Genomic DNA, 24,101 nt, shown 5'->3' with positions numbered 1-24,101 from the left:
GCACTTATTCCTCGCGTAGACGGCGCAAAAAGATCCCGCTGCGCCGCTGCAGGTTGTAAAGTGCCTGTTTCGGCATGGGTAATTCCTTGAGATTGCCGCGGCGAAAGGCACGCTCCAGAAACCAGTGACTGCTTTGGGTGCTGAGTACGAAGACCTCGTTCAGACCGAGCCTGCGGGCAGTCGCGATGCCATAGTCCAAGAGCTGCTCGCCGCGGCCCTCCTCGCGGTACTGCTCATCCACGGCCAGACAGGCGATCTCGGCCATGCCGTATTCCGGGTAGGGGTAGAGTGCTACGCAGCCGATCACCTTGCCGTCGCGTTCCATCACCGTAAACTGTTCCACCTCGCGCTCCAGGCGCTCGCGTCCACGGCGCACCAGCACGCCGCTTTCCTCCAGCGGGCGAATCAGGGACATGATGCCGGGGATATCATTGCGTGTTGCCGGACGCAGGTGTTCGAAGGGATCGCCGGAAATCATCGTCCCCAAGCCATCTCGGGTGAACAGCTCGCGCAGCAGGGCTCCATCCTCTTTGCGCGGGATGACGTGTACCCGTTCCACGCTGGCGCGGCAGACCTTCTCCGCACTCAACAGGTGCTCGCGGATGGCCTCGGGCAGTTCACTCTGCAGCAGGGCAGGGATCTCCGACAGGACGATCTGCCGTAGCAGTTCGCCCCGGTTATCGGGCACGCCCGGAAAGTCGGCGTAGAAGATCAGTTTGGCCGCCTTCAGGGCGATTGCTGTCGCCACGGCGATATCTTCTGCGCGGATATTGAAGAGGGTTCCGGTCGGTGAAACCCCAATGGGGGAGAGCAGCACCACTTCATCGGCGGCGAGATGACGATGGATGGCCTCGACGGCAACGCGCCGCACCTCTCCCGTATACTGGTAGTCGACCCCTTCCAAGATACCGATGGGCTGGGCAATGATGAAATTGCCGCTACTCACCTGCAATCCGGCGTGGGCCATGGGCGAATCCAGACGCCCTTCCGAGAGCATGGCTTCCACCTGCAGACGGGCACCGCCGACCGCCGGAATCAGGCGCTCCATGACCTCCTCGGTGGTGATGCGACGGCCATTCACCCGCTGCGAACGGAGATCGTCGCGCTCCAGGGCGGCGTCAATCTGCGGCCCGGCGCCATGGACCAGCACGATGTTGATTCCCAAGCTGTTGAGCAGGGCAATGTCTTGAGCAATATTCCAGAAGTGGCCGTCAGCGATGACATCGCCACCAAAATTGAGGACGAAGGTCTGCCCGCGAAAGCGATGGATATACGGCGACGATTCGCGAAAATGGCGAACGAAACTGCTTTTGATCATCGCCGCAGCGTTAGGAGTGCAGCGAAATCGTACGTCGTTGCGGTCGCTTCTGGGCGCGTGCCTGGGCTTCTTCGGGCGTCAGAGTTTGCAGGGCAAAGGCATGGATGCTCTCACCAATGCCATCAACGGCGGCATAGACCAAGCGATGCCGGGCGAGGGGACTCAGGCCGGTGAACTTGTCACTCACGATGCGCAGCTCGTAATGACCACCGTCACTGGTGGCTCCGGCATGTCCGGCATGGGCCTCGCTGCGGTCACGGATTTCCAGCTCCTGCGGCTGCAGGGCGCTGCGCACGGCATTTTCGATCGCTTCCTTGTTCATTAAAACACCGCCTTGTAGGGACGCACACTGACATCGGCATAGACGCCATGACTGAGATAGGGCTCGGCAGCAGCCCAATGTTGGGCGTCGCTCAGGGAATCGAAACGGGCGATGATCAGACTGCCGGTGAAACCAGCCTCGCCGGGCTCCTCGCTGTCGATGGCCGGGAAAGGACCCGCACTCAGCAGGCGTTCCTCGGATTGCAGCTGGTGCAGGCGGGCAAGATGTTCGGCGCGCACTTGTTTGCGCAATTCCAGAGAATTGGGGTTGTCGATGCCGATGATGCAGTAATACATACCTGTTCTCCCGAAAATAATGTCCCAGTCTAGCACAGGCCGGCTTACTGCGAATCCTTGCCGTGCAGGGCGTCGGGGGGGAGGGCGCGGCTGATGAGGATCGCCTGATAGATCACGAAGAGCACGGTAAGTATCAGTAGGCCAAAGAGCTTGAAATCCACCCAGATGGCCGTCGGAAAGGTGTAGGCAATGAGCAGGTTGAGGGCAGCCAGGACGATGAAAAAAATGATCCAGTAGCGGTTCAGTCGACGCCAGAAGTGATTGGGCAGGGCGACCGGCAGCTGTGCCCCCATGAGACGCTGCAGCAGGGGTGTCTCGCGCCAGTGCGTCCAGAGCAGGGCGACGGCGAAGAGAAAATACAGAATGCTGGGCTTCCACTTGATGAAAGTGTCATTATGAAAATAGATCGTCAGGCCACCAAAGATCAGAATCAGCAGGGTCGAGATCCAGGTCATGCTCTCCACCCGACCCTGGCGTCGCCATTGCCAAAGCATGAGCAATACCGAGGCAACGATGAGAACCTTCGTGGCAAAGTAGATGCCGTGGATCTTGTAGGCGACGAAGAACAGGATCACCGGCAGAAAATCGATCAACAGTTTCATGAACAGACCAAAACGGGTAGGGTGAAGGGTGCCAGTGTAACGATCTGTGGGAGAGTTTGCCTAGTGGAACAAGAAGAATGGTTGCTGCCGTTGCTGCGGGCCCTCGGGCAGCAGCAGAAGATGGAATTGCCCGACTTTGGGCGGCACCTGGCCGCGCGCTGGCGTCGTCAACGCCTTGGCGGCCATCTGGAGGGGCTGGCGCGGCTGGACCTGCCGCGCCTCGATAGCCTCTTGGGGATCGAGGACATCAAAAAGACCTTAGAGACCAACACCCGCCAGTTTGTTGCCGGCTTGCCAGCCAATGACGCTCTGCTTTGGGGTGGGCGCGGCACTGGCAAATCCTCGTTGGTCAAGGCGCTGCTACATGCCTACGCGGACGAGGGGCTGCGTCTGGTGGAGATCGACAGTCAGGCCATTCTGGATCTGCCGGAGATCCTGGCCGCCATTGCCGAGGCGGATGCGGAAGAAAAATATCGCTTTCTGCTCTTTTGTGATGATCTTTCCTTCGGCTCCGACGATCCCGCCTATCGCTCCCTGAAATCGCTGCTGGATGGCGGAGTGGAGGCACGCCCGAGTAATGTCTTGCTCTATGCCACGAGCAACCGTCGTCATCTTCTACCGCGCCATTTTTCCGACAACGAGGAATATCATCGCCACGGCGAAGAGATCATCGCTGGCGAGACGGCGGAAGAGAAGATCAGCCTGTCGGAACGCTTTGGCCTCTGGCTCGGCTTCTATCCCTTTGATCAAAAACAATACCTCGCCATTGTGCGCCAGCATTTGCAGTTGCTGAACAATGACGACAGCGAAAACGAGTGGCGGGAAGAGGCCCTGCGCTGGGCCTTGCAACGGGGCTCGCGCAGCGGCCGGGTGGCGCAGCATTTCGCCCGCCATTGGGTGGGCAGCCGGGGTCTGCAAGACCCGGCCTGAGATCTACGCAGCGGGCAGTTCTTTCTGGATCTGTTGCAGCAGCAACGCGTGAATGCGTAGATTGCCGCCGACGATATTTCCCGATTCGAAAAAGTTCTGCTCGCCGTGAAAATCAGTGGCCAGTCCACCAGCTTCCTGAATCAACAGGATACCAGCGGCAATGTCCCAGGGTTTCAGGTGGAACTCCCAGAAGCCATCGTAACGACCTGCAGCCACATAGGCGAGGTCGAGGGCGGCCGAACCGGCGCGGCGCAGTCCGGCAGTCCTCTGCATCAGGTTTTTGAAGATGGAAAGATATTGGTCGAGATAACTGAAATCCCGGAACGGGAAGCCCGTGGCAATCAGACTGTCATCGAGGTCCTTGCGCTGGCTGACGCGCAGGCGTCGATCGTTGAGGTGCGCACCACCGCCACGGCTGGCGGTAAAGAGCTCATTGCGCAGCGGGTCATAGACGACGGCATGCTCCATCCGGCCATGACGGCGCACGCCAATCGAGACGGCGAGACTCGGCACGGCATGTATGAAATTGGTGGTGCCGTCGAGGGGATCGATGACCCACTCGTACTCCGCGGCCTCGACGCGCGTGCCCTCTTCGGCAAGGATGCCATGCTCGGGGTAGGCCCGTTGAATGATCTCGACAATGGCCGCCTCGGCCCGTTGGTCGATTTCCGTCACAAAATCGTGCGGACCTTTGCTGGCGACCCGCACTTCGTTGACGCGGTCGATACTGCGGCTGATGATGTCGCCGGCCTTGCGGGCGGCGCGGATCGCGGTTACAAGAATGGGATGTTGCATGACAACCTTGGCTCGGAATTCAAAACATGAACGAGTATAGAGAAAAGCGGGGCACCCTGCACGGTGCGGCGGTGCTGCCGCAGATCCGCGTGGTGTTGGTAGAGCCCAGCCATCCGGGGAACATTGGCGCGACGGCGCGGGCAATGAAGGTCATGGGTCTTACCCAACTGGCGCTGGTACGGCCGCGCCAGTTTCCTCACCCCGACGCCACGGCTCTGGCCTCGGGCGCCGAGGATCTTCTCGTGGACGCGCAGGTGCATGCAGATCTGCAGGATGCCATTGGCGACTGCCAGCGCGTATATGGCACCACGGCGCGCGATCGTCACATTCAGTGGCCACAGCTGGACGCCCGGCAAGCGGCGTTGGCGATGGTGACGCAAGCGGCGCAGGCGCCGGTGGCGCTGCTCTTTGGCCGGGAGAGCAGTGGTCTGAGCAATGCCGAGCTGGACCTCTGTCAGACCCTGATCCAAATTCCTACGGGCGATCTCTACCATTCGCTCAATCTGGCGCAGGCCGTGCAGATCATCGCCTATGAACTGCAGATGGCGAGCAGATCTCCCACCCCAGTGGTGGACGGGTTGCCCGAGCTGGAGGCCAGTGTCGCCGATCGCGAAGGATTTTATGGCCAGCTGCAAACGGTGTTGCTGGCCTCTGGGTTTTTGCAAGCGCCCCGGGAAGAACACATGATGCGCCGCCTGCGCCGTCTCTTTGATCGTGCTCATCCAAGCCGTAATGAAGTCGACATCCTGCGCGGTATCCTCACGGAAATCTCGCGCTGGGCGACGCGCACCGCACCTGAGGAAGATTGATGTCTCTACGTGATGATCTCGATTCCATTTTTGCGCGCGACCCAGCGGCGCGTAATCGCTTTGAATTGCTCCTCACCTACCCAGGGGTGCATGCGCTGCTGCTCTATCGCGTGTCGCACTGGGCCTGGGGGCATCACTGGCGCCTCCTTGCGCGGATTCTTTCGGGTATCGCCCGCTGGGCGACCGGCATCGAGATTCACCCGGGCGCGCAGATCGGTGCCCGCTTCTTCATCGACCATGGCATGGGGGTGGTCATTGGTGAGACCGCAGAGATCGGTGACGACTGTACGCTCTACCACGGCGTTACCCTGGGCGGTACCTCCTGGCAGCCGGGCAAGCGCCATCCCACCTTGGGTAGCGGTGTCATTGTCGGTGCCGGTGCCAAGGTGCTCGGGCCCATTCGGGTCGGTGACAATGCCCGCATCGGTTCCAATGCCGTGGTGGTGAAAGACGTGCCCGAGGGCGCGACGGTAGTCGGCATCCCGGGTCGTGTGGTGAACAAGAGTGATGCCGGTGACCGCCACTTCGAGGCCTACGGTCTGACCGGGCAGATGCCCGATCCCGTTGCGCGGGCGGTAGAGTGCATGCTCGAACACATGCACCATCAGGACAAAGAACTGGCCGAGCTGCGCGCCCAGCTGGCCGAGCTGCGGCCCCAGGCAGACGACATCCAGATCGAGAAAAGTCCGGAGTGTTCCTTGGAAACGCAGGGTGAGGGAACCCCTGCGCAGAATAGTTGACTAATTCAGTAGGGATAGTAGGATACGTACCCAACCAGGAGGTTTACAGAGATGAAACTGACGACCAAAGGTCGCTACGCGGTAACTGCCATGCTCGACCTTGCATTGCATGCCGAGGACGAGGTGGTGACGGTGGCCGACATTTCCCGGCGTCAGCAGATCTCTGTGGCCTATCTGGAGCAGCTTTTTGGGCGCTTGCGCAAGCAGGGGTTGGTGGAGAGTGTGCGTGGTCCGGGCGGTGGCTATCGCCTTGGCGCAGCAGGTACGAATGTACCGGTGGATGAGATCATCCGCGCGGTAAATGAGTCCATCAACACTACCCAGTGCGGCGGTGATCCGGTGCAGTGCTGCAAGGGTGAGGGTCAGCAGTGTTTGACGCACGATCTCTGGGAAGCGCTGGGAGAAGAAATCAGCCGTTTCCTGAGTGGCATCACCCTTGCGCAACTGGTTCGCGAACAACGACAAAAGTTGCAGCAGCAAGGTTCTTTGCCGATACGAATGACGGAGCGCGGACGTCCGCAACGTCCGGCCCATGGGTAAGCGAGGTGAATATGAGTGCAGTGCAGGCAGACTTGGTACAAAGCCCGGCAGTACGGGAACGGCCGATTTATCTGGACTACCAGGCAACGACGCCGGTCGACCCTCTGGTCGTCGAGGCGATGTTGCCGTACCTGACGCAGAACTTCGGTAACCCCGCAAGCCGTTCGCACAGTTATGGCTGGTCTGCCGAAGAGGCGGTTGAGAAGGCGCGTGCGCAAGTGGCAAATGCGATTCATGCCGATCCCAAGGAGATCGTCTGGACCTCCGGGGCGACCGAGGCCAGCAACCTCGCCATCAAGGGCGCCGCGCATTTCTACTCTGGCAAAGGGAAGCACATCCTGACGTTGCGCACGGAGCACAAGGCAACCCTCGACACCTGTCGGCAACTGGAGCGGGAAGGGTTCGAGGTCACCTATCTCGACGTGCAGGAAAATGGTCTGGTCGATCTCGAAGCCTTCCGCGCGGCTCTGCGGCCGGATACGGTGCTCGCTTCGATCCTCTTCGTGAACAATGAAATCGGTGTGATCCAGCCAATGGAAGAGATTGGCAAGATCCTGCGCGAGCACAAGATCGTCTTTCATGTCGACGCGGTGCAGGCCCTTGGTAAGGTCCCGGTCGATGTCGACGCCATCCAGGCAGATCTGATGAGTCTGTCTGCCCATAAGATCTACGGGCCCAAGGGCATCGGTGCCCTCTACGTGCGGCGCAAGCCGCGGGTGCGGATCGAGGCGCAGATTCACGGCGGTGGACATGAGCGTGGCATGCGTTCCGGTACCTTGCCGACGCATCAGATTGTTGGCATGGGTGCTGCCGCGGAACTCGCCGTACGCAGCATGGAAAGTGATAGCCGACGCATTCGCCAGCTCCGCGATCGCTTGCTGGAGGGCATCATGAGTCGGGTGGACGAAGTCTACATCAATGGTGATATGGAACATCGCGTGCCGCATAACCTGAACTTGAGTTTCGCCTTCGTCGAGGGGGAATCGTTGATCATGGCACTCAAGGGCATCGCAGTGTCCAGCGGGTCGGCCTGTACCTCGGCCAGTCTGGAACCCTCCTACGTGCTGCGTGCATTGGGCAAGTCCGACGAGCTGGCGCACAGTTCCATCCGCTTCGGTATCGGCCGCTATACCACCGAAGAAGAGATTGACGAGACCATCGCCCTGGTGGCTGCGAAGGTCGGCAAATTGCGGGAGCTTTCGCCTTTGTGGGAGATGCATCTGGAAGGCATCGACCTGAATTCCGTGCAGTGGGCGGCACATTGATTCTGAGATAACGGGAGACAAATCATGGCATACAGTGAAAAGGTAATTGATCATTACGAGAACCCCCGGAATGTGGGTGGGTTTGGTAAGGAAGATGCGGGTGTGGGCACCGGCATGGTTGGCGCGCCGGCCTGCGGCGACGTCATGCGCCTGCAGATCAAGGTGAACGAACAGGGCATCATTGAAGACGCCAAGTTCAAGACCTACGGCTGCGGCTCCGCCATCGCCTCCAGTTCTCTGGTCACCGAGTGGGTGAAGGGCAAGACCCTGGATGAAGCGATGACCATCAAGAACAGCCAGATTGCGGAAGAACTGGAATTGCCTCCGGTCAAAATCCACTGTTCTGTGCTGGCCGAAGATGCAATCAAGGCGGCGATCGAGGACTATCGCAAGAAGTCCGGCGCTAGCTCCAGCGAAACTCACTAAGGTAGAGCGATGGCACTGACGATGACGTCTGCCGCAGCGCGGCAGGTGCGCAAGAGCATCGAAAAGCGCGGGAAGGGACAGGGGATTCGCATCGGCGTGAAGACCAGTGGCTGTTCCGGCCTGTCTTATGTCATGGAATTTGTCGATCAGCCGCAGCCGGAAGATATTGTTTGCCAGCAGGATGACGTCAAGGTCTTCGTCGATCCTAAGAGCATGCTGTATCTGGACGGTACCGAGCTGGATTTCACCCGCGAAGGTCTGAACGAGGGGTTCCGCTTCAACAATCCCAACGTGAAGGACACCTGCGGCTGTGGCGAGAGCTTTACCGTCTGACATGACCCGGTGTGCTGTCTGTCAGGCGGAGATGGAGGCGGGCGCGGCCCTTTGCCCGCAGTGTGGGGCGTTGCAGCCGTTTGATCCCTCTCTCTCCCTCTTTGCCATCCTGGGCTTGGCCGAGGGCTTCGTCATCGATCCGGCAGCGTTGCGCTCGGCTGCACTCGAGCGTCTGCGCGCTGTCCATCCCGATCGTTTTGCCCAAGCCGATGGACGCACGCAACGGCAATCGCTGGAGTGGACTACACGCCTCAATGAGGCACAGGCGGTGTTGGGTGATCCGCTACGTCGCGGCGATTACCTCTTTTCCCGTCACTTTGGCCAGTCCGCGTTAGGCGAGGAGATGGGCAGCCTGCGCGACCCAGAAGTCCTGATGCGCCAGATGGAGCGGCGTGAGGCCTTGGAAGAAGCCGCAGCCGTGCGGGATCAGGCAGCTCTGGAGCGTCTGCGTGCCGAGGCACATGCCGAGGAAAAACAAATCGAGGAGCAGCTTGCTGCGTCCTTCACTGCGCCCGAGGCCGGGCGCATTGCCCCGCTCCTGCAGGAGTGGCAGTATCTGCGCAAATTTCTCGCAGAAATCGATCAATACGAAGAGCGGTGGGATTTCGCCTGAAGCCCACTCGCGCTGAGGAGCTTGCATGGCGTTGTTACAAATAGCCGAACCTGGGCAGTCTACCGCCCCCCACGAACATCGCTTGGCGGTGGGGATCGATCTCGGGACCACCCATTCTTTGGTCGCGACGATTCGCTCTGCCCAACCCGCGGTGTTACGTGATTCTCAGGGGCGCTATCTCCTGCCGTCGGTGGTGCAATATCGTGCCGATGGTACGGTTCGCGTTGGTGAGGAGGCCCGCGCGGAGGCCGCCGCCGACCCCCACAATACCATTGCCTCGGTGAAGCGTCTGATGGGCCGCGGAGCGGAGGAATTGCAGACCCTGGCGGGGGCCTTGCCCTATCAGGTGCTTGCTGGCGAGGGCATGGTCCGCCTGCAAACTGTGCAGGGAGAAAAGACCCCGGTGGAAGTTTCCGCTGAGATTCTGCGCATATTGCGCCAGCGGGCGGAGGAGAGTCTGGGGGGTGAACTGACCGGAGCGGTGATTACCGTCCCTGCCTATTTTGACGATGCCCAGCGCCAGGCCACCAAGGATGCCGCCCGGCTGGCGGGGATCAACGTCTTGCGCCTGTTGGCAGAGCCTACCGCAGCAGCAGTGGCTTATGGCCTCGACAAGGGAGCGGAGGGACTCTTCGCCATTTATGACCTGGGCGGGGGCACCTTTGACCTGTCATTGCTGCGTTTGCAGAAGGGTGTCTTTGAGGTGCTGGCGACGGCTGGTGACGCCGCCCTGGGCGGTGATGACATGGATCGCCTGATTGCCGAACAGATCCTGGCGCATTTCGCCGAACAGGGAGACAGTAGTCCTGCTTGGCAGCGACAGGTGCTGCTCGCCGCGCGCGCCATCAAGGAGCGCCTGAGTAGCCTGGAGGAAGCCAGTGTCGAGCTGGTACTGCCAAGTGGCAAAGCCGTGCAGTGGCATCTGCGGCGCGAGCAACTTGAGAGCTGGATCGAACCGGTTATTCGTCGCAGCTTTGCGCCCTGCCGCCGGGCCCTGCGCGATGCCCATATTCGTCCGGAAGAAATCGACGGAGTTGTGCTGGTTGGAGGTGCCACCCGGGTACCCCTGTTGCGCCGCCTGGTCGCTGAACTGTTCGGACGGGAGCCGCTCTGTGATATCGATCCCGACCAGGTCGTCGCCCTGGGTGCCGCCATCCAGGCCGACGCCCTGGTTGGCAATCAGAGCGACGATCTGCTCCTCATGGATGTGCTGCCCCTGTCCCTGGGGCTGGAAACCATGGGGGGCCTGGTGGAGAAGATCATTCCACGCAACACCCCTATCCCGGTTGCCAAGGCACAGGAGTTCACCACTTTCAAAGACGGGCAGACGGCGATGAGCATCCACGTTCTGCAGGGAGAGCGGGAGAAGGTGGAAGACAATCGCTCTCTTGCCCGTTTCAGTCTGCGCGGTATCCCGCCGATGACCGCCGGGGCGGCGCGGATACGAGTCACCTTTCAGGTGGATGCAGATGGTCTGTTGGCGGTGAGTGCAGAAGAGGCGAGCACCGGCGTACGCGCCGAGGTGCAGGTCAAACCGTCCTATGGTCTGGACGATGCGGCGATTACCCGCATGTTGCGGGAGGCCATCGCCCATGGCAAAGAGGACATCGAGCAACGGCGCCTTGCCGAAGCCCGGGTCGAGGGCGAGCGCGTCCGGGAGGCGCTGGATGCGGCCCTGGCCCAAGACGGCAGTCTGTTGCAGTCTGACGAACGCGCCGGGATCGACGCGGCGCGGGCCGAATTGCTGCATGCTCTGGGCGGTGATTCTGCCACCGCGATCGATCATGCCGCTGAGGCGGTCGAGAAGGCAGCCGAGGTGCTTGTCGAGCGACGCATGAATCAAGCCGTGCGCAAAGCGATGGCGGGCCATTCCATCGACGAGTGGAGCGAGAAATGACGAAAATCCGATTTTTACCCCATGCCGAAATCTGCCCGGAAGGGCGAGAGATCGATGCTACGCCTGGCGAAAGCATCATCGATGCAGCGCTGCGCAATGACCTGCATATCGAGCATGCCTGCGAGATGTCCTGTGCTTGTACAACCTGCCACGTGATTGTGCGTGAGGGCTTTGACAGCCTCGAGCCCGCCGAGGAAAAAGAAGAGGATCTGCTCGATCGCGCCTGGGGGCTGGAACCCTGCTCGCGCCTGAGTTGTCAGGCCAAGGTGGCGGAGACCGATCTGCTGATCGAGATCCCCAAGTACACCATCAACCTGGAAAAGGAGCGTCACTGATGCGTTGGACCGACACGCAAGAAATCGCTATCTCGCTGGACGAAGCGCACCCAGACGCCGATGTGCAACACCTGCGCTTTACCGATCTGCACCGCTGGATCGTGGAACTTACTGATTTTGAAGACGATCCAGAGGCTTCCAACGAGCGCATCCTGGAGGCTATCCAGATGGCCTGGCTGTCCGAGCGCGACTGAGGACGCCTCGTGGCGCGGGTGGTGGTCGCCCTGTCGGGCGGAGTCGATTCCGCCGTGGCCGCTGCTTTATTGCAGGAGGCCGGCCACGATCTGTTGGGCGTGACCATGCGGCTGTGGCCGAAAAGTCGCTGCTGCGACGAGAAAGACATCGAAGACGCCGCCGAGCTCTGTGCTCAGCTCGGCATTCCCTATCAGGTGCTCGATTACCGGGAGCGCTTTCGTAGCGAAATCGTCGATCCCTTCATCGCTGCCTATCAGGAGGGCCGCACACCCAATCCCTGTACCCGCTGTAATCAGGTCCTGAAATTTTCCGCTCTCTGGCAGGAGGCAGACGCGCTCGACGCAGACTACCTGGCAACGGGTCATTATGTGCGTCAAGTTCGCTCTGCGGCGGCGGAAATCTGGCGCGGCGTCGATGAACGCAAAGATCAGTCCTATTTTCTCTATGCGATCGAGCGGGACTTGTTGCCGCGCTTGCTCTTTCCCCTTGGTGCCTTACGCAAAGAGGAAGTGCGCGCCATCGCCAAGGCGCGTGCGCTGCCGGTGGCCGGCAAGCAGGAGTCCCAGGATGTCTGCTTTGTTGCCGGTGACTATCGCAGCTTCTTGCGGGAACAGGGGGTATCCGGGCGCCCAGGGAATATCGTCAATCTGCAGGGCGAGGTACTTGGTACCCACGATGGCGTCATCAACTTTACCGTCGGTCAACGGCGGGGAATCGGTGGTGGCAGTGCGGTGCCTTTGTATGTCCTCGCAGTAAATGCCAAGCGCGATCAGGTGCGCGTGGGACCCGCAGAATACTTGTATCAGGACCAGTTGCGTATCCACGAGTGCAATTGGCTTGCTGAGCTTTCACCTGATCGAGAAGAGCGCGTAACCGTCAAACTGCGTTACGCCGCGCCGCCCGTCGCCGCAACCCTGCGCCTGGGGCAGGGCGGAGAAGCCTCTTTGCTTCTCGACGCCGCGCAGCGCGCGGTTACCCCCGGGCAAGCGGCAGTCTGTTACCAGGACGAGCGCCTGCTGGGTGGGGGCATCATTGCGGAGTTTGGCATTTCTGCCGATTCTGCGTCAGAATGATTGCTTCCACGGGAGCGTTGATATGGCTGAGGAAAGCAACGAGCAGCAAATCTTTCGGGTCCTCGTAGTGGAGGATGAAGAAGGCATCCAGCAGCTCCTTCGCCTGACCCTGCAGAAGCATGGCTTTGCAGTGTCCTGTGCAGGAAGCGTCGAGGCAGCCGAGGACCTTCTCCATGATCCAGTGCCGCATCTGATCATTCTCGACTGGATGCTCCCCGGGGAAAGCGGTATTGCCTGGTGTCGCAATCTCCGGCGGCGGCACAAGCTACAGGGTCTCCCCATCATTTTGCTTACCGCCCGTGGGGAAGAGGGCGATCGTGTGCATGGTCTGGAGTCCGGCGCCGATGACTATCTCGCCAAGCCCTTCTCGCCGCGAGAGCTGGTAGCGCGAGTGCAGGCTCTGTTGCGCCGCAGTTACGGTGGCCTTAGCCCCAATCGGGTACAGATTGGCGAACTCAGTATCGACGTCACGGCACATCGCGTTACCCTGAACGGCCGTCATGTGCCAATGGGGCCCACGGAGTTCCGTATACTGCGCCTCTTTGTCACCAATCCCGACCGGGTGTATAGCCGTGATGCCCTGCTCGATCTCATCTGGGGGCGTCAGACCTATATCGAAGAGCGTACCGTAGACGTGCATATCCGCCGCCTGCGCCGCTGCCTTGAAAAGGTCCACTACGCTCACATCATCGAGACGGTGCGGGGAGAAGGCTATCGCTGCAATCCCCTGCCACAAAGCCCAGAACTCGCCAGCGAAGCGCCATGAACCATCTGCGCGCCTGGGTTCCCGCCCTGCTGCCTCTGGCGATGCTACTGGCGTGGAACTTTCTCGGGGCACCTAGCACTTCTCTTATCTCTTTTTTTTGGGCTTCCGTCATCTTTTATGCCCTCTGGGTGGGCTGGCACCGACAAGAGGCCCTGCGCTTTCGCGTCTGGTTTCGGGAGAAAACGACGCGAATCCCGCCGATGAGCAGCGGCATCTGGGAAGAAACCTTTGCCGAGGGCTATCACTGGCGGCGGCATCAGGAAATCCGCCAGCAGCAGCTCAATCAGCAGATCATGCAACTTCGCGACGCCTTGCAGACCTTACCCGACGCGCTGGTATTGATGGATGAAGAAGGACGCCTGTTGTGGATGAATCCGGCCGCGGTCGAGCTGTTCCACCTGCACTGGCCGGAGGATTTGGGCAAGCCGCTGTCTTTCTGGCTCCGCCTGCCGCACATCCAGGAATTTCTTGTTGGCGCTGGCCCTGGCAATCTCTCCCTGCAGTTTCCGGACCGGCCGGAGGCGGTTTTTGAGGCGTTACGCTATCCCCTGGGAGACGCGGGGACCCTGGTCCTGTTTCGCGATGTCTCCCGCCTGCGGCAGCTGGAACAGGTGCGGCAAGATTTTGTCGCTAACGTATCCCACGAGTTGCGAAGTCCGTTGACGGTGATTCAGGGTTTTCTCGAAAACCTTCTCGATGGCCCCCTGGGGCAGGACGAAGAGGTAGGTCCACAGCTGCGTCTCATGGAAGAGCAGGGTAAACGGATGCAGTCGCTGGTCGAAAACCTGCTGTCTCTGGCCCGAATCGAAAGTGCCGAGCCCGATCCACAGCGCTGTGAAACGGTTTTTGTCGCGCAGATGGTGGAGCGCGCAAGGGAAAGCCTGATGACATCGATCGTGGAAAAACGACTCTCCTTGCACCTGGACCTGGAGTTTGGTCTGGCGCTCTGGGCCGAACCGCTGGATATTCACAGCATCGTCCAGAATCTCCTGGAGAACGCCGTAAAGTACACGCCGTCAGGTCGCGATATCCATGTGCGCTGGACGGCGGGGGACGGTCGGCTGATGCTGAGCGTGCGTGATACTGGTGATGGCATATCGCGCGAACATCTGCAGCGCGTCACCGAGCGTTTTTACCGGGTGGACAAAGGGCGCTCCCGGCGGGTAGGGGGCACCGGTCTGGGACTCTCGATCGTTCGCCACACCGCGGAGCGTTACGCTGGTAGCCTGCGCGTGCGTAGCGAGGTGGGAAAGGGCTCAGAATTTACCGTCTTGTTCCCTATGGATCTGGCGCGGCGTGGGAACTACTGGCAAGACGATGAGGAAGCGCATGTCATCAAAGTGTCATAATTGTCCGGTATACTGCCGGGCAGGATCGGTCTCGGGGAGCTATTTGTGACGGAAAACGCGAAAATTGCGGTGCGCAATCTCGATTTTTACTACGGCGACAACAAATCCTTGAAAGGCATCAATCTGGATCTGCCGGGGAACCAGGTAACCGCCTTCATCGGTCCATCAGGCTGTGGTAAGTCGACCCTGTTGCGGGTTTTCAATCGCATGTACTCGCTCTACCCAGGGCAGCGGGCGACCGGGCAGGTACTGCTCGATGGTGAGGACATCCTCTCCCCCAGCTACAATGTGAATCTGCTGCGTGCTCGAGTGGGTATGGTGTTCCAGAAACCCACCCCATTCCCGATGTCTATTTACGACAATATTTCTTTTGGCATCAAACTCTATGAGAAGCTGCGCAAGGTGGAACTCGACGAGCGGGTAGAGCAGGCCTTGCGGCAAGCGGCGCTTTGGGATGAAGTCAAGGACAACCTCAAGAAGAGTGGCCTCAGCCTTTCGGGTGGCCAACAGCAACGCCTGTGCATCGCCCGCGCCGTGGCTGTGCGTCCCGAGGTCATCCTTCTCGACGAACCCACCTCGGCACTGGATCCCATTGCGACGCTGAAGATCGAGGAACTGGTGGCAGAATTGCGCGAGCATTTCACTCTGCTGATCGTGACGCACAACATGCAGCAGGCAGCGCGAGTCTCTGATTATACTGCGTTTATGTATCTCGGCGAGATGGTTGAGTATGGCCCCACGCAGCAATTGTTCACCAACCCGCAAAAAAAGCAGACGGAAGATTACATTACCGGTCGATATGGCTGAGGAGGTTCCTTGCTATGAATTCAGATCCCCATGTTTCGCAACGCTTTGATGATGAACTTCATGCAGTGCATGAGCTCGTACACCGCATGGCGGGCGTCGTCGAAGAGCAGATGCGCAACGCCTTGACGGCGCTTTTGCAGCAGGACGAGTCACTGGCCAATGAAGTCGTCGGTGGTGACAACGTCGTCAACGGCTATGAGCTACGCATCGAAGAGGAGTGCATCAACATCCTGGTCCGGCGTCAGCCAGCGGCTGGAGACCTACGTTTGGTAATGACCCTGATCAAGTCCATTGCCGACCTCGAACGGATCGGAGACAAGGCGGTAAAGATCGCCAGCATGGCGCTGTCGATGCAACGCAGCAGCGCCAGTATCAATGGCCGTTTTCTGCGGGATATCAAAACCATGGGGGACTATGCCCTGGGAATGCTTCGTCGCGCCATGGACGCCCTGGCCAATGGTGATGCGGATGCTGCCCTGGAGATCGCCAAGGGTGACGAGGAGCTCAATCAGGAATACCGCGCTGCGTTGCGCCGCCTGATCACCTACATGATGGAAGATCCGCGCACCATTACCCCGGCTATCGACGCCCTCTTCGTAGCCAAGGCTTTGGAACGCGTGGGTGATCATGCGCGTAACCTCTGCGAGTATGTCATCTACCTTGTCAAAGGCGTCAACGTCCGTCATATTCCCTTGGAGGAAGTTCGCCAACAGTTTCAGGATTGAATCTCATGCCCAGTGACGACAGTCTGCCGCAGCAAAATCTTCTGGCCGCCGTTGATCTGGGCTCCAACTCTTTCCACATGGTCATTGCCGAAGAGGTGGGTGGTGATCTCCGTCTACTCGATCGCCTGCGAGAAGGCGTGCGTCTGGCAGAAGGGTTGCGTCCAGACGGTGGACTGCGGTCCGAGGTTGCGGATCGTGCCATCGACTGTCTGCAACGCTTTGGGCAGCGGCTACGTTCCGTGCCCCGGGAGCGCATTCGCGTCATTGGCACCAATACCCTTCGGATGTTGCGCGACGCCGATGACTTCCTTGCCAGAATCGAAACGGCCCTCGGCGTTCCCGCAGAAATCGTTGCCGGACGGGAAGAGGCGCGCCTCATTTATCTGGGGGTAGCCCACAGTCTGGCGGTTGCCCCGGAGGAGCGGCGGCTGGTCGTCGATATTGGCGGTGGCAGCACAGAGATTATTGCGGGGCGAGGCTTTAGCCCTGGCATCCGGGAAAGCCTGCATTTTGGTTGCGTGCGTTCGACGCAGGAGTATTTCCCTGACGAAAAAATCAGCCGCGATGCCTTTGCCGCCCTGCAGCGGCGCGTGCGCCTGGCCCTTGAGCCTGTGCTTGGAGAGTATCGTCGCTTTGGCTGGGATCAGGCTGTCGGTTCTTCCGGTACTATCAAAGCGATTGCCCGCATTCTCCAGGAAAATGGCCGGGGTCCGCGGATCACGGCGGTGGGGTTGCGTTGGCTGCAAGAGGAGCTGCTCTCCTTGGGCAGCTTCCGCGCCCTTTCCCGCTTGGCGGGTTTGAAGGGCGATCGAGTACCCGTTTTTCCTGGCGGCCTCGCCATTCTGTCGGCAGTTTTCGACTCTTTGCAGTTGCAGGAGATGCGCTTCTCCGAGGGCGCTTTGCGGGAAGGCGCGATCTACGATCTACTGGGCCGGATCCATCACGAGGATAGCCGGGAACTCAGCGTACGGGGGCTGCAAGAGCGCTTTCATAGCCAACGCGAACGGAATGCCGAGGTCCTCGAATGGGCCGCACGGATACTTGCTGCCACCGCGAGGGACTGGGAGCTCGCCGACCTTCATCAACGCTGGCTACGCTGGGCAATTCTGACCCACGATATTGGCCTGGACATCGCCCATTCGGGCTTTCACAAGCATGGGGAATATATCTGGCGTAACGGCGACATCGCGGGGTTTTCCCAGCGCGAACAAAACCTGATTGCCACCCTGGTTCGCCTGCAGCGAAAAAAGCTACCCAGTGGCGTCCAATTGCAGAGTTTCGGTATCGCGGCAGAGGATCTTCCTGCCCTGCAAAAGCTCGCGATCATCCTGCGCCTTGCCATTCTGCTCCAGCGCGGAGCGGGGGAGCTTGTGACCAAGCCGGAAGTGATGGTCATGGGTAAGACCCTGCAGCTGCAATTTGCCGACGACTGGCAACGGCAGGCACCGCTCCTGCGTGCCGAGCTAGAGCAGGAAAGGGATCAGTTGGCGCCTGAATTCCAACTCCTTTTTTGATATTTCACCTACGGCTTGGAACTCCTCAACTGGCTGCTCGCCCATCTTGGCTACACCCCCGTAACGCTAGCGGACGTCAGCGAATTCTTGCGGCGCTATGGCTACGGAATCCTTTTTTTGGGGACGCTGTTCGAAGGCGAGGCCGTGGTGGTGATTGCCGGTGCCCTGGCCCACGCCGGTATTTTGTCCTGGCCAGGCGTGGTGCTGGCCGCCTGGGCTGGCAGTACTCTCAATGATCAGATTCTATACCTCCTGGGCTATCGCTATGGGGAGCGTCTCATTTCCTGGCTGCCGAGGTTTTTGCGAAGCCACGTTGGCCGTGCCGAAGGTCTGATTCGCCGCTTTGGTGATGGTATCACCCTGTTGTTTCGCTTTATCTATGGTACCCGTACCATCACTCCTATCCTCCTCGGTGTACATCGCTATCATCCGCGCCGGTATCTGTGGATGAATCCGATCGCTGCCCTGCTTTGGGCCATTCTCATCAGCGCCGCCGGTTATCTCCTGGCCGCCTCGCTCCCCCTCATCCTCCGCGAGTTACGCTATGTGCAGATTGGATTTCTGATCCTGCTTGCGATGGTCGTGGCGTATTTTGTCTGGCGGCAGAGGGGAAAACGCTCGGACGACTGAAGAAGAAGAGAGCACATTGCCGCGCCGCGGCTTTTTTGATATAAACCGCCGCAGGCCCGCAGGGGCCAATTCACACATCGATCCGCACCTGCTGCCGGGTGTCCTCAGGGATGGCAGACAGGGGGTCGGTGGCGGCTATCAACCCAAGTCTCAGGAGTTTTTCATGACCAGTCCTTCCGTAAGCATGCGCGCTCTTCTCGAAGCGGGTGTTCATTTTGGGCATCAGTCCCGTTATTGGCATCCCAAGATGGCGCCGTTCATCTTTGGCGAGCGCAACCGAATCCATATCATCAACCTCGAACACACCCTGCCGATGCTGCGCACCGCTCTGAACTTTCTCGAGCAGTTGTCGCGTAAGCACGGTCGGGTACTGTTCGTGGGTACCAAGCGCCAGGCCCGCGACGTGATCGCCGAAGAGGCGAAACGCTGTGGCGCCTTCTATGTCAATCAACGTTGGCTCGGGGGCACCCTTACCAATTTCAAGACCATTCGTCAGTCCCTGCGGCGCATGGAAGAACTTGAGCAGATGCGCAGTGATGGCACCATTGAAAAGCTCACCAAAAAAGAAGCCCTCGACCTGCAGCGTGAATTGGAAAAGCTGGAGCGTAGTCTGGGTGGTATCAAGGACATGACCGGCGTGCCGGATGCAATCTTTGTCATCGATGTCGGCCACGAGAATATTGCCGTTGCCGAAGCTAAGAAGCTGGGGGTGCCAGTGATCGGCGTGGTGGACAGCAACTGTAATCCGGATCTGATCGATTATCCCATCCCTGGCAATGACGACGCCGGTCGCGCCATCCGCCTGTATGCCAGTCTGGCTGCCGATGCCATTTTGGCCGGACGCCAAGGGGTGGAGAGTGATCTGCTCGACGAATTTGTCGAAGTCGATGAAGATATCATCGAGATTACTGCCGACTGATCTTTTTCTTTGCAGAATTAAGGGGTAAGAGATGGCCATTACGGCACAGCAAGTCAAGGAGCTACGGGAGCGCACCGGTGCGGGCATGATGGAATGCAAGACCGTGCTGAGCGAAGCCGACGGGAACATGGATGCCGCCATCGATCTGTTGCGCAAGCGCGGTTTGGCCAAGGCCGACAAAAAGGCGGGTCGGGTTGCGGCAGAAGGCGTGGTTACCGTGGCGAGTAGCGCCGATCAAACCAAGGCGGTCATTGTCGAGCTGAACTGCGAGACCGATTTCGTCGCCAAGAACGACGACTTTGTTGCCTTTGCCCGGCGCTGTGCAGAAACCGCTCTGGCGCAGGCTGCAGCCCTGGAAGATCTGGCGGCTGGCGAGATCGAAGAGACCCGCAAGAGCCTAGTCAGCAAGCTGGGCGAAAACATTGCCCTGCGCCGGGTACAACACATGAGCGTCGATTCCGGTCGGGTTGGAACGTATCAGCATGGCAGCCGCATTGGCGTGCTGGTCGCCATCGCAGGAGATGCCTCGGAAGAGCTCGGGCGCGACCTGGCCATGCATGTGGCAGCCTCCCGTCCCGAAGTGGTGAAGCCGGAGGACGTGTCAGCCGAGCGGGTTGCCAAGGAAAAGGAAATTCTCATTGCCCAGGCGGCAGACTCTGGCAAACCACGGGAGATCATCGAGAAGATGATTTCCGGGCGGATGAGCAAGTTCCTCAACGAGATTGCGCTGACCGGTCAACCCTTTGTCAAGAATCCTGACCAGACGGTTGGCGATCTGCTCAACGCAGCCGGCAATGCCACGGTACTGGAGTTCGCCCGCTTCGAGGTCGGCGAAGGCATCGAGAAGGCGCCCACAGCGGACTTTGCCAGCGAGGTCATGGCTCAGGTCCGGGGTAGCTGATGGAGGCCCCGCTGCGATACCAAAGGGTTCTGCTCAAACTGAGTGGCGAGGCCCTGATGGGCGACGGCCAGTATGGCGTCGATCGTGCGGTAGTGCAGCGGATGGCTGCCGAAATCAAAGAGGTGGCCGACGCCGGCGTGCAAGTGGCGGTAGTCATCGGCGGGGGTAATATCTTTCGCGGCATGGCGAAAGCCGCAGAAGGCATGGATCGGGCGACGGCGGATTACATGGGCATGCTCGCCACGGTCATGAATGGTCTGGCCGTGCAGGATGCCCTCGAACATCTGGGTCTGCCAACGCGGGTGCAATCGGCCCTGCATATCGAACAGGTTGCCGAGCCCTATATCCGCCGACGCGCCATTCGCCATCTGGAAAAAGGGCGAGTAGTCATTTTTGCTGCCGGCACCGGCAATCCTTTCTTCACCACAGATACCGCTGCCAGCTTGCGTGCCGTGGAAATCAATGCGGAGCTGGTGCTCAAGGGCACCAAGGTGGATGGTATCTACACCGATGATCCGGTCAGCAACCCCGATGCCATGCGTTACCGCGAACTGAGCTTTGATCAGGTGTTGGAACAGGGCTTACAGGTGATGGACGCAACGGCAATTACCTTGTGTCGTGATAATGATATGCCCATAGTGGTCTTCTCCATGAACAAGGCCGGCGCCTTGTTGCGCGTTTTGCAGGGCGAGGAAGAGGGCACTACGGTACGGAGTGCGGTATCATGAGTATTGCAGAAACGAAGAAGGACGCGGAAACGCGGATGAAAAAGAGCATCGAGTCGCTCAAGACCGAGCTCTCGCGGCTGCGCACCGGGCGCGCCAATGCAGCACTTCTGGATGCTGTAGAGGTGGATTACTACGGCAGTCCGACGCCCTTGTCGCAGGTGTCTTCGGTAAGCGTGGCCGACGCTCGCTCCTTGGTGGTGACCCCTTGGGAGAAGAATTTGATTCCCAAGATCGATAAGGCGATTCGTGATGCCGGCCTGGGGCTCAACCCCGTTGCCGGGTCGGACAATGTGCGGGTGCCGCTGCCACCACTGTCCGAGGAACGGCGCAAGGAAATGGCCAAGATCGTGCGGGCGGAGGGCGAGGGCGCGCGCGTCGCTATTCGCAACATTCGTCGGGATGCCATTACCCAGATCAAGAATCTTCTCAAAGACAAACTGATTTCTGAAGATGAAGAGCGGCGGGCAGAGGAAGAGTTTCAAAAGCTCACTGACCGCTTCATTGATGAGGTCGAGGGCGTGATCGAGGCAAAAGAATCAGATCTGATGGAGGTCTGAGTCTTGTCCTTGAGCCACGTCGAGAAACTGGCCAAGCAACGGCCACAGCATATTGCCATCATCATGGATGGCAATGGCCGCTGGGCCTACCGCCGGCACCTCCCGCGTGTTGCCGGACACCGGCGTGGCGCGGAAATCGTGCGCGAGATGGTGCAACGCTGCGTCGATGCGCAGATCGCGCATCTCACCCTCTTTGCCTTCAGCACGGAAAACTGGCGACGGCCGCCCCTTGAGGTGCGCCTGCTGATGAATCTCTTTCGCTTGATGTTGCGGCGAGAGGCAAAGAAGTTGCATGACAATGGCGTGCGTCTGCGCATCATTGGTGATCAGAGCCATCTGGCTGCAGACCTGCAAACCCTGATTCGGGATGCGGAGAGTCTTACCGCCGGAAATCGCCGTTTGACCCTAAACCTTGCGGTAAATTATGGCGGTCGCTGGGACATCGCTCGGGCCAGCAAACGAGCAGCCGCCAAATGTCTGCAGGCCGGGCGTAGCCTGGACGCCCTCAGTGAAGAAGACATCGCCGCTGAGCTGTGTCTGGCAGACAGTCCGGAGCCGGATCTGCTCATTCGTACTGGAGGCGAAGAACGCATCAGCAATTTCCTCGTCTGGCAGTTGGCTTACACCGAATTCTATTTTACCGAGACACTGTGGCCGGACTTTGACGGCAATGCCCTGGATCTTGCGCTCAAATCTTTTGCCCAACGCCAGCGACGCTTTGGCCGCACCGGCGATCAAGTTCAGGAAGATGCTTGCGCCAGCGACTGATCACCGCGTTCGTCCTGCTGACATTCTTCGTTCCGCTGCTCCTGTACGGAAATCGCTGGCTTTTTCTCTCCATATTGAGCCTCTTTCTGGGACTCGCGGCTCGGGAATGGGCGCAGCTGACCGCCCTGCGCTGGCCCGGCTTCTGGGCGGCGTGTGCCGCTCTTTTCCTGCTGGCAGCCGGAGTGTTCTGGCCGATGCACGGCAATTGGCCGGCCGTAGTGGCACTACTGGGAGTTGCCTTCTGGTTCTTGGCGGCGGCGTTGCTGGCAAGGGTGGTGCGGCGCGAGATCTTTGCGTCCCGCTGGTTGCGTTGGGCGGCACTGCCAGTGCTTTTGCCGGCGTTCTGGCTGGCTGTGTATTTGCAGGCTCGGCACCCCATCCTGTTACTCTGGGGCCTTGCCATCGTCGTCATGACCGATGTGCTGGCGATGCTTGCCGGAAAGCGCTTCGGTAAAACGCGTCTCGTCCCCCGGCTCAGTCCGGGCAAGACCTGGGCCGGACTCTGGGGTGGCTTGCTCGGCGCTGCGCTTGTGGGCACACTGGGGGCAGGGTGGCTTTGGTCTTGGCGGCCACTGGACCTGGTGTCGGGGGCCGGACTGGGCCTCGTGGTAGCCATATTTGCGGTGTTGGGAGATCTTTTTGAGAGCCTGCTCAAGCGCGCCGCCGGAAAAAAGGATAGCGGTCAGCTCTTGCCTGGCCATGGGGGCATCCTCGATCGCATCGATGCGATGACGGCCGGGCTGCCAGTATTTGTCAGCATACTGATTTACTGGGGGAAAGTATGACTCGCGGAATTTGTATCCTCGGCGCGACCGGTTCCATTGGCAAGAGCACCCTCGATGTACTGGCCCGGCACCCGGAGCGCTTCCATGTATTGGTGCTGACCGCAAACCGGCGAGTCGAGGAAATGGCCGCGCTGTGCCGCCAATATCAGCCAAAACTGGCCGTCATGCGCGATGCCGCCGCCGCCCGCCGTCTTCGGGAAGCGCTGGCCGACCAACCTGGCATCGAGGTAACAGGCGGAGAAGAGGCCCTGCAGGAAGCCGTCACCTATCCCGGCGTCGACGAGGTCATGGCAGCCATCGTGGGTGCTGCCGGTTTGCTCCCAACCCTTGCGGCGGTGCGCGCGGGCAAGAAGGTCTACCTCGCCAACAAGGAATGTCTGGTTATGGCGGGCGAACTGTTCATGGCGGAAGTCCGCCGCCATCAGGTTACGCTGCTCCCCATCGACAGTGAGCACAACGCCATTTTCCAATGCTTTGGGGACGAGCGCGGAGTGCGTCGCATCATTCTTACCGCCTCCGGTGGTCCGTTTCGACAAACACCTTTGGCTGAACTGCAACGCGTCACGCCAGATCAGGCCTGCGCCCATCCCAACTGGGTCATGGGACGCAAAATCTCCGTAGACTCGGCGACCATGATGAACAAGGGCCTGGAAGTCATCGAGGCGCGCTGGCTTTTTGATCTGCAAGTGGATCGGATCAGCGTGCTCATTCATCCGCAGAGCATCATTCACTCCATGGTCGAATATCTCGATGGCTCGGTGCTGGCGCAATTGGGGAACCCGGATATGCGTACGCCGATTGCCCATGCCTTGGCCTATCCCGAGCGTATCGCGAGCGGTGTCTCCTCCCTGGATCTGGCGCGTGGACCGGCTCTGCAGTTTGAGGAACCAGACCTGCAGCGCTTTCCCTGCCTGGCTCTTGCATTTCAGGCCATTGCCGGGGGATCGGCCAGCACCGCAGTACTCAATGCCGCAAACGAGATCGCCGTGCAGGCCTTCCTCGATGGGGAGCTCTCCTTCCCCGGGATTGCGCGGGTTGTCGCGGCAACACTGGAAGCCTATCAACCAGCCACACCTGCGGATCTAGATGCCGTCATGGCCATTGATGCGGAGGCGCGGGTGCAGGCACGGCAAGCCATTTCTTTGGCGGGTGCGGCCTGAGGC

The 24,101-nt window shown here is 59.9% G+C and carries 30 protein-coding genes; 25 read left to right on the top strand and 5 right to left on the bottom strand.

The genetic code is table 11. The features are described 5' to 3' along the window. Positions 1-4 precede the first annotated feature (4 nt). From argA to MQE22_RS07520, 4 genes are read right to left on the bottom strand one after another with little or no spacing between them, the layout of a single operon-like run. A complete protein-coding gene (argA, locus tag MQE22_RS07535) occupies positions 5-1,318 on the bottom strand; it encodes an amino-acid N-acetyltransferase (RefSeq protein ID WP_215871056.1) in 1,314 nt (437 codons plus the stop codon). Between the two features lie 10 nt (positions 1,319-1,328). Continuing rightward, positions 1,329-1,640, bottom strand: coding sequence for a BolA family protein (locus tag MQE22_RS07530; protein WP_215871057.1), 312 nt, complete (start codon positions 1,638-1,640; stop codon positions 1,329-1,331). Beyond that, a complete protein-coding gene (locus MQE22_RS07525) occupies positions 1,640-1,936 on the bottom strand; it encodes a YciI family protein (RefSeq protein ID WP_215871058.1) in 297 nt (98 codons plus the stop codon). The genes MQE22_RS07530 and MQE22_RS07525 overlap by 1 nt, the downstream gene beginning before the upstream one ends. A 44-nt stretch (positions 1,937-1,980) precedes the next feature. Next, positions 1,981-2,538 (bottom strand): septation protein A, encoded by a 558-nt coding sequence (locus MQE22_RS07520; protein WP_215871059.1) that lies wholly within the window; start codon positions 2,536-2,538, stop codon positions 1,981-1,983. A gap of 63 nt (positions 2,539-2,601) precedes the next feature. Between MQE22_RS07520 and MQE22_RS07515 the strand changes: the two genes are divergently transcribed. After that, positions 2,602-3,468 (top strand): ATP-binding protein, encoded by an 867-nt coding sequence (locus MQE22_RS07515; protein ID WP_255789448.1) that lies wholly within the window; start codon positions 2,602-2,604, stop codon positions 3,466-3,468. 3 nt (positions 3,469-3,471) lie between these two features. Here the strand turns inward: MQE22_RS07515 and MQE22_RS07510 are convergent, their stop codons facing one another. After that, entirely contained in the window at positions 3,472-4,263 is a 792-nt protein-coding gene (locus MQE22_RS07510; protein WP_215871060.1) for an inositol monophosphatase family protein, read from the bottom strand. Positions 4,264-4,289: 26 nt separating this feature from the next. On the opposite strand from MQE22_RS07510, the gene MQE22_RS07505 reads away from it, so the two are divergent. From MQE22_RS07505 to ispC, 24 genes are all read left to right on the top strand, one after another. Next, positions 4,290-5,072 carry an RNA methyltransferase gene (locus MQE22_RS07505; protein WP_215871061.1) on the top strand — a complete coding sequence of 261 codons (783 nt, stop codon included), beginning with the start codon at positions 4,290-4,292 and terminating at the stop codon, positions 5,070-5,072. Beyond that, positions 5,072-5,812, top strand: a complete 741-nt coding sequence (cysE, locus tag MQE22_RS07500; protein ID WP_215871062.1) for a serine O-acetyltransferase — start codon at positions 5,072-5,074, stop codon at positions 5,810-5,812. The genes MQE22_RS07505 and cysE overlap by 1 nt, the downstream gene beginning before the upstream one ends. Positions 5,813-5,863: 51 nt before the next feature. Further along, complete coding sequence (locus MQE22_RS07495; protein WP_215871063.1) at positions 5,864-6,352, top strand: Rrf2 family transcriptional regulator; 489 nt, start codon at positions 5,864-5,866, stop codon at positions 6,350-6,352. Between the two features lie 11 nt (positions 6,353-6,363). Further along, on the top strand, positions 6,364-7,617 hold the full coding sequence (locus MQE22_RS07490; protein WP_215871064.1) for an IscS subfamily cysteine desulfurase: 1,254 nt from the start codon (positions 6,364-6,366) through the stop codon (positions 7,615-7,617). 24 nt (positions 7,618-7,641) lie between these two features. Further along, positions 7,642-8,043 carry a Fe-S cluster assembly scaffold IscU gene (gene iscU / locus MQE22_RS07485; protein ID WP_215871065.1) on the top strand — a complete coding sequence of 134 codons (402 nt, stop codon included), beginning with the start codon at positions 7,642-7,644 and terminating at the stop codon, positions 8,041-8,043. Between the two features lie 9 nt (positions 8,044-8,052). Continuing rightward, positions 8,053-8,376, top strand: a complete 324-nt coding sequence (iscA, locus tag MQE22_RS07480; protein ID WP_215871066.1) for an iron-sulfur cluster assembly protein IscA — start codon at positions 8,053-8,055, stop codon at positions 8,374-8,376. A 1-nt stretch (position 8,377) separates the two neighbouring features. After that, entirely contained in the window at positions 8,378-8,989 is a 612-nt protein-coding gene (gene hscB, locus MQE22_RS07475; RefSeq protein WP_226827040.1) for a Fe-S protein assembly co-chaperone HscB, read from the top strand. A gap of 25 nt (positions 8,990-9,014) precedes the next feature. Next, positions 9,015-10,886, top strand: a complete 1,872-nt coding sequence (hscA, locus tag MQE22_RS07470; protein WP_215871067.1) for a Fe-S protein assembly chaperone HscA — start codon at positions 9,015-9,017, stop codon at positions 10,884-10,886. After that, entirely contained in the window at positions 10,883-11,221 is a 339-nt protein-coding gene (fdx, locus tag MQE22_RS07465; protein WP_215871068.1) for an ISC system 2Fe-2S type ferredoxin, read from the top strand. The genes hscA and fdx overlap by 4 nt, the downstream gene beginning before the upstream one ends. Then, positions 11,221-11,415: a Fe-S cluster assembly protein IscX gene (gene iscX / locus MQE22_RS07460; RefSeq protein ID WP_215871069.1), complete on the top strand. Its 195-nt coding sequence runs from the start codon at positions 11,221-11,223 to the stop codon at positions 11,413-11,415. Before fdx ends, iscX begins: the two co-directional genes overlap by 1 nt. A gap of 9 nt (positions 11,416-11,424) precedes the next feature. Further along, positions 11,425-12,489 (top strand): tRNA 2-thiouridine(34) synthase MnmA, encoded by a 1,065-nt coding sequence (mnmA, locus tag MQE22_RS07455; protein ID WP_215871070.1) that lies wholly within the window; start codon positions 11,425-11,427, stop codon positions 12,487-12,489. Between the two features lie 22 nt (positions 12,490-12,511). After that, positions 12,512-13,255, top strand: a complete 744-nt coding sequence (gene phoB / locus MQE22_RS07450; RefSeq protein WP_215871071.1) for a phosphate regulon transcriptional regulator PhoB — start codon at positions 12,512-12,514, stop codon at positions 13,253-13,255. Further along, positions 13,252-14,604, top strand: coding sequence for a phosphate regulon sensor histidine kinase PhoR (phoR, locus tag MQE22_RS07445; RefSeq protein ID WP_215871072.1), 1,353 nt, complete (start codon positions 13,252-13,254; stop codon positions 14,602-14,604). Before phoB ends, phoR begins: the two co-directional genes overlap by 4 nt. A 45-nt stretch (positions 14,605-14,649) precedes the next feature. Beyond that, entirely contained in the window at positions 14,650-15,411 is a 762-nt protein-coding gene (pstB, locus tag MQE22_RS07440; protein WP_215871073.1) for a phosphate ABC transporter ATP-binding protein PstB, read from the top strand. A 14-nt stretch (positions 15,412-15,425) separates the two neighbouring features. After that, entirely contained in the window at positions 15,426-16,136 is a 711-nt protein-coding gene (gene phoU / locus MQE22_RS07435; protein WP_215871074.1) for a phosphate signaling complex protein PhoU, read from the top strand. A 5-nt stretch (positions 16,137-16,141) separates the two neighbouring features. Then, positions 16,142-17,650 (top strand): Ppx/GppA phosphatase family protein, encoded by a 1,509-nt coding sequence (locus MQE22_RS07430; RefSeq protein WP_215871075.1) that lies wholly within the window; start codon positions 16,142-16,144, stop codon positions 17,648-17,650. Between the two features lie 15 nt (positions 17,651-17,665). Then, entirely contained in the window at positions 17,666-18,280 is a 615-nt protein-coding gene (locus tag MQE22_RS07425; protein WP_215871076.1) for a DedA family protein, read from the top strand. A gap of 163 nt (positions 18,281-18,443) precedes the next feature. Beyond that, positions 18,444-19,199, top strand: coding sequence for a 30S ribosomal protein S2 (rpsB, locus tag MQE22_RS07420; RefSeq protein WP_215871077.1), 756 nt, complete (start codon positions 18,444-18,446; stop codon positions 19,197-19,199). Between the two features lie 31 nt (positions 19,200-19,230). Beyond that, positions 19,231-20,100, top strand: coding sequence for a translation elongation factor Ts (tsf, locus tag MQE22_RS07415; protein WP_215871078.1), 870 nt, complete (start codon positions 19,231-19,233; stop codon positions 20,098-20,100). Beyond that, positions 20,100-20,828 (top strand): UMP kinase, encoded by a 729-nt coding sequence (pyrH, locus tag MQE22_RS07410; protein WP_215871079.1) that lies wholly within the window; start codon positions 20,100-20,102, stop codon positions 20,826-20,828. Before tsf ends, pyrH begins: the two co-directional genes overlap by 1 nt. After that, the gene (gene frr, locus MQE22_RS07405) at positions 20,825-21,385 is read left to right on the top strand and encodes a ribosome recycling factor (protein WP_215871080.1); all 561 of its coding nucleotides are present in this window, start codon (positions 20,825-20,827) and stop codon (positions 21,383-21,385) included. Before pyrH ends, frr begins: the two co-directional genes overlap by 4 nt. 3 nt (positions 21,386-21,388) lie before the next feature. Continuing rightward, entirely contained in the window at positions 21,389-22,153 is a 765-nt protein-coding gene (gene uppS, locus MQE22_RS07400; protein ID WP_226827042.1) for a polyprenyl diphosphate synthase, read from the top strand. After that, positions 22,138-22,938 (top strand): phosphatidate cytidylyltransferase, encoded by an 801-nt coding sequence (locus MQE22_RS07395; protein ID WP_215871081.1) that lies wholly within the window; start codon positions 22,138-22,140, stop codon positions 22,936-22,938. Before uppS ends, MQE22_RS07395 begins: the two co-directional genes overlap by 16 nt. Then, positions 22,935-24,098, top strand: coding sequence for a 1-deoxy-D-xylulose-5-phosphate reductoisomerase (gene ispC / locus MQE22_RS07390; RefSeq protein WP_215871082.1), 1,164 nt, complete (start codon positions 22,935-22,937; stop codon positions 24,096-24,098). Before MQE22_RS07395 ends, ispC begins: the two co-directional genes overlap by 4 nt. Positions 24,099-24,101 lie beyond the last annotated feature (3 nt).

It is taken from the genome of Acidithiobacillus sp. YTS05 (assembly GCF_024396695.1).
Taxonomy (GTDB): domain Bacteria; phylum Pseudomonadota; class Gammaproteobacteria; order Acidithiobacillales; family Acidithiobacillaceae; genus Igneacidithiobacillus; species Igneacidithiobacillus copahuensis.
This window is presented reverse-complemented; position numbering and strand designations above follow the sequence as displayed.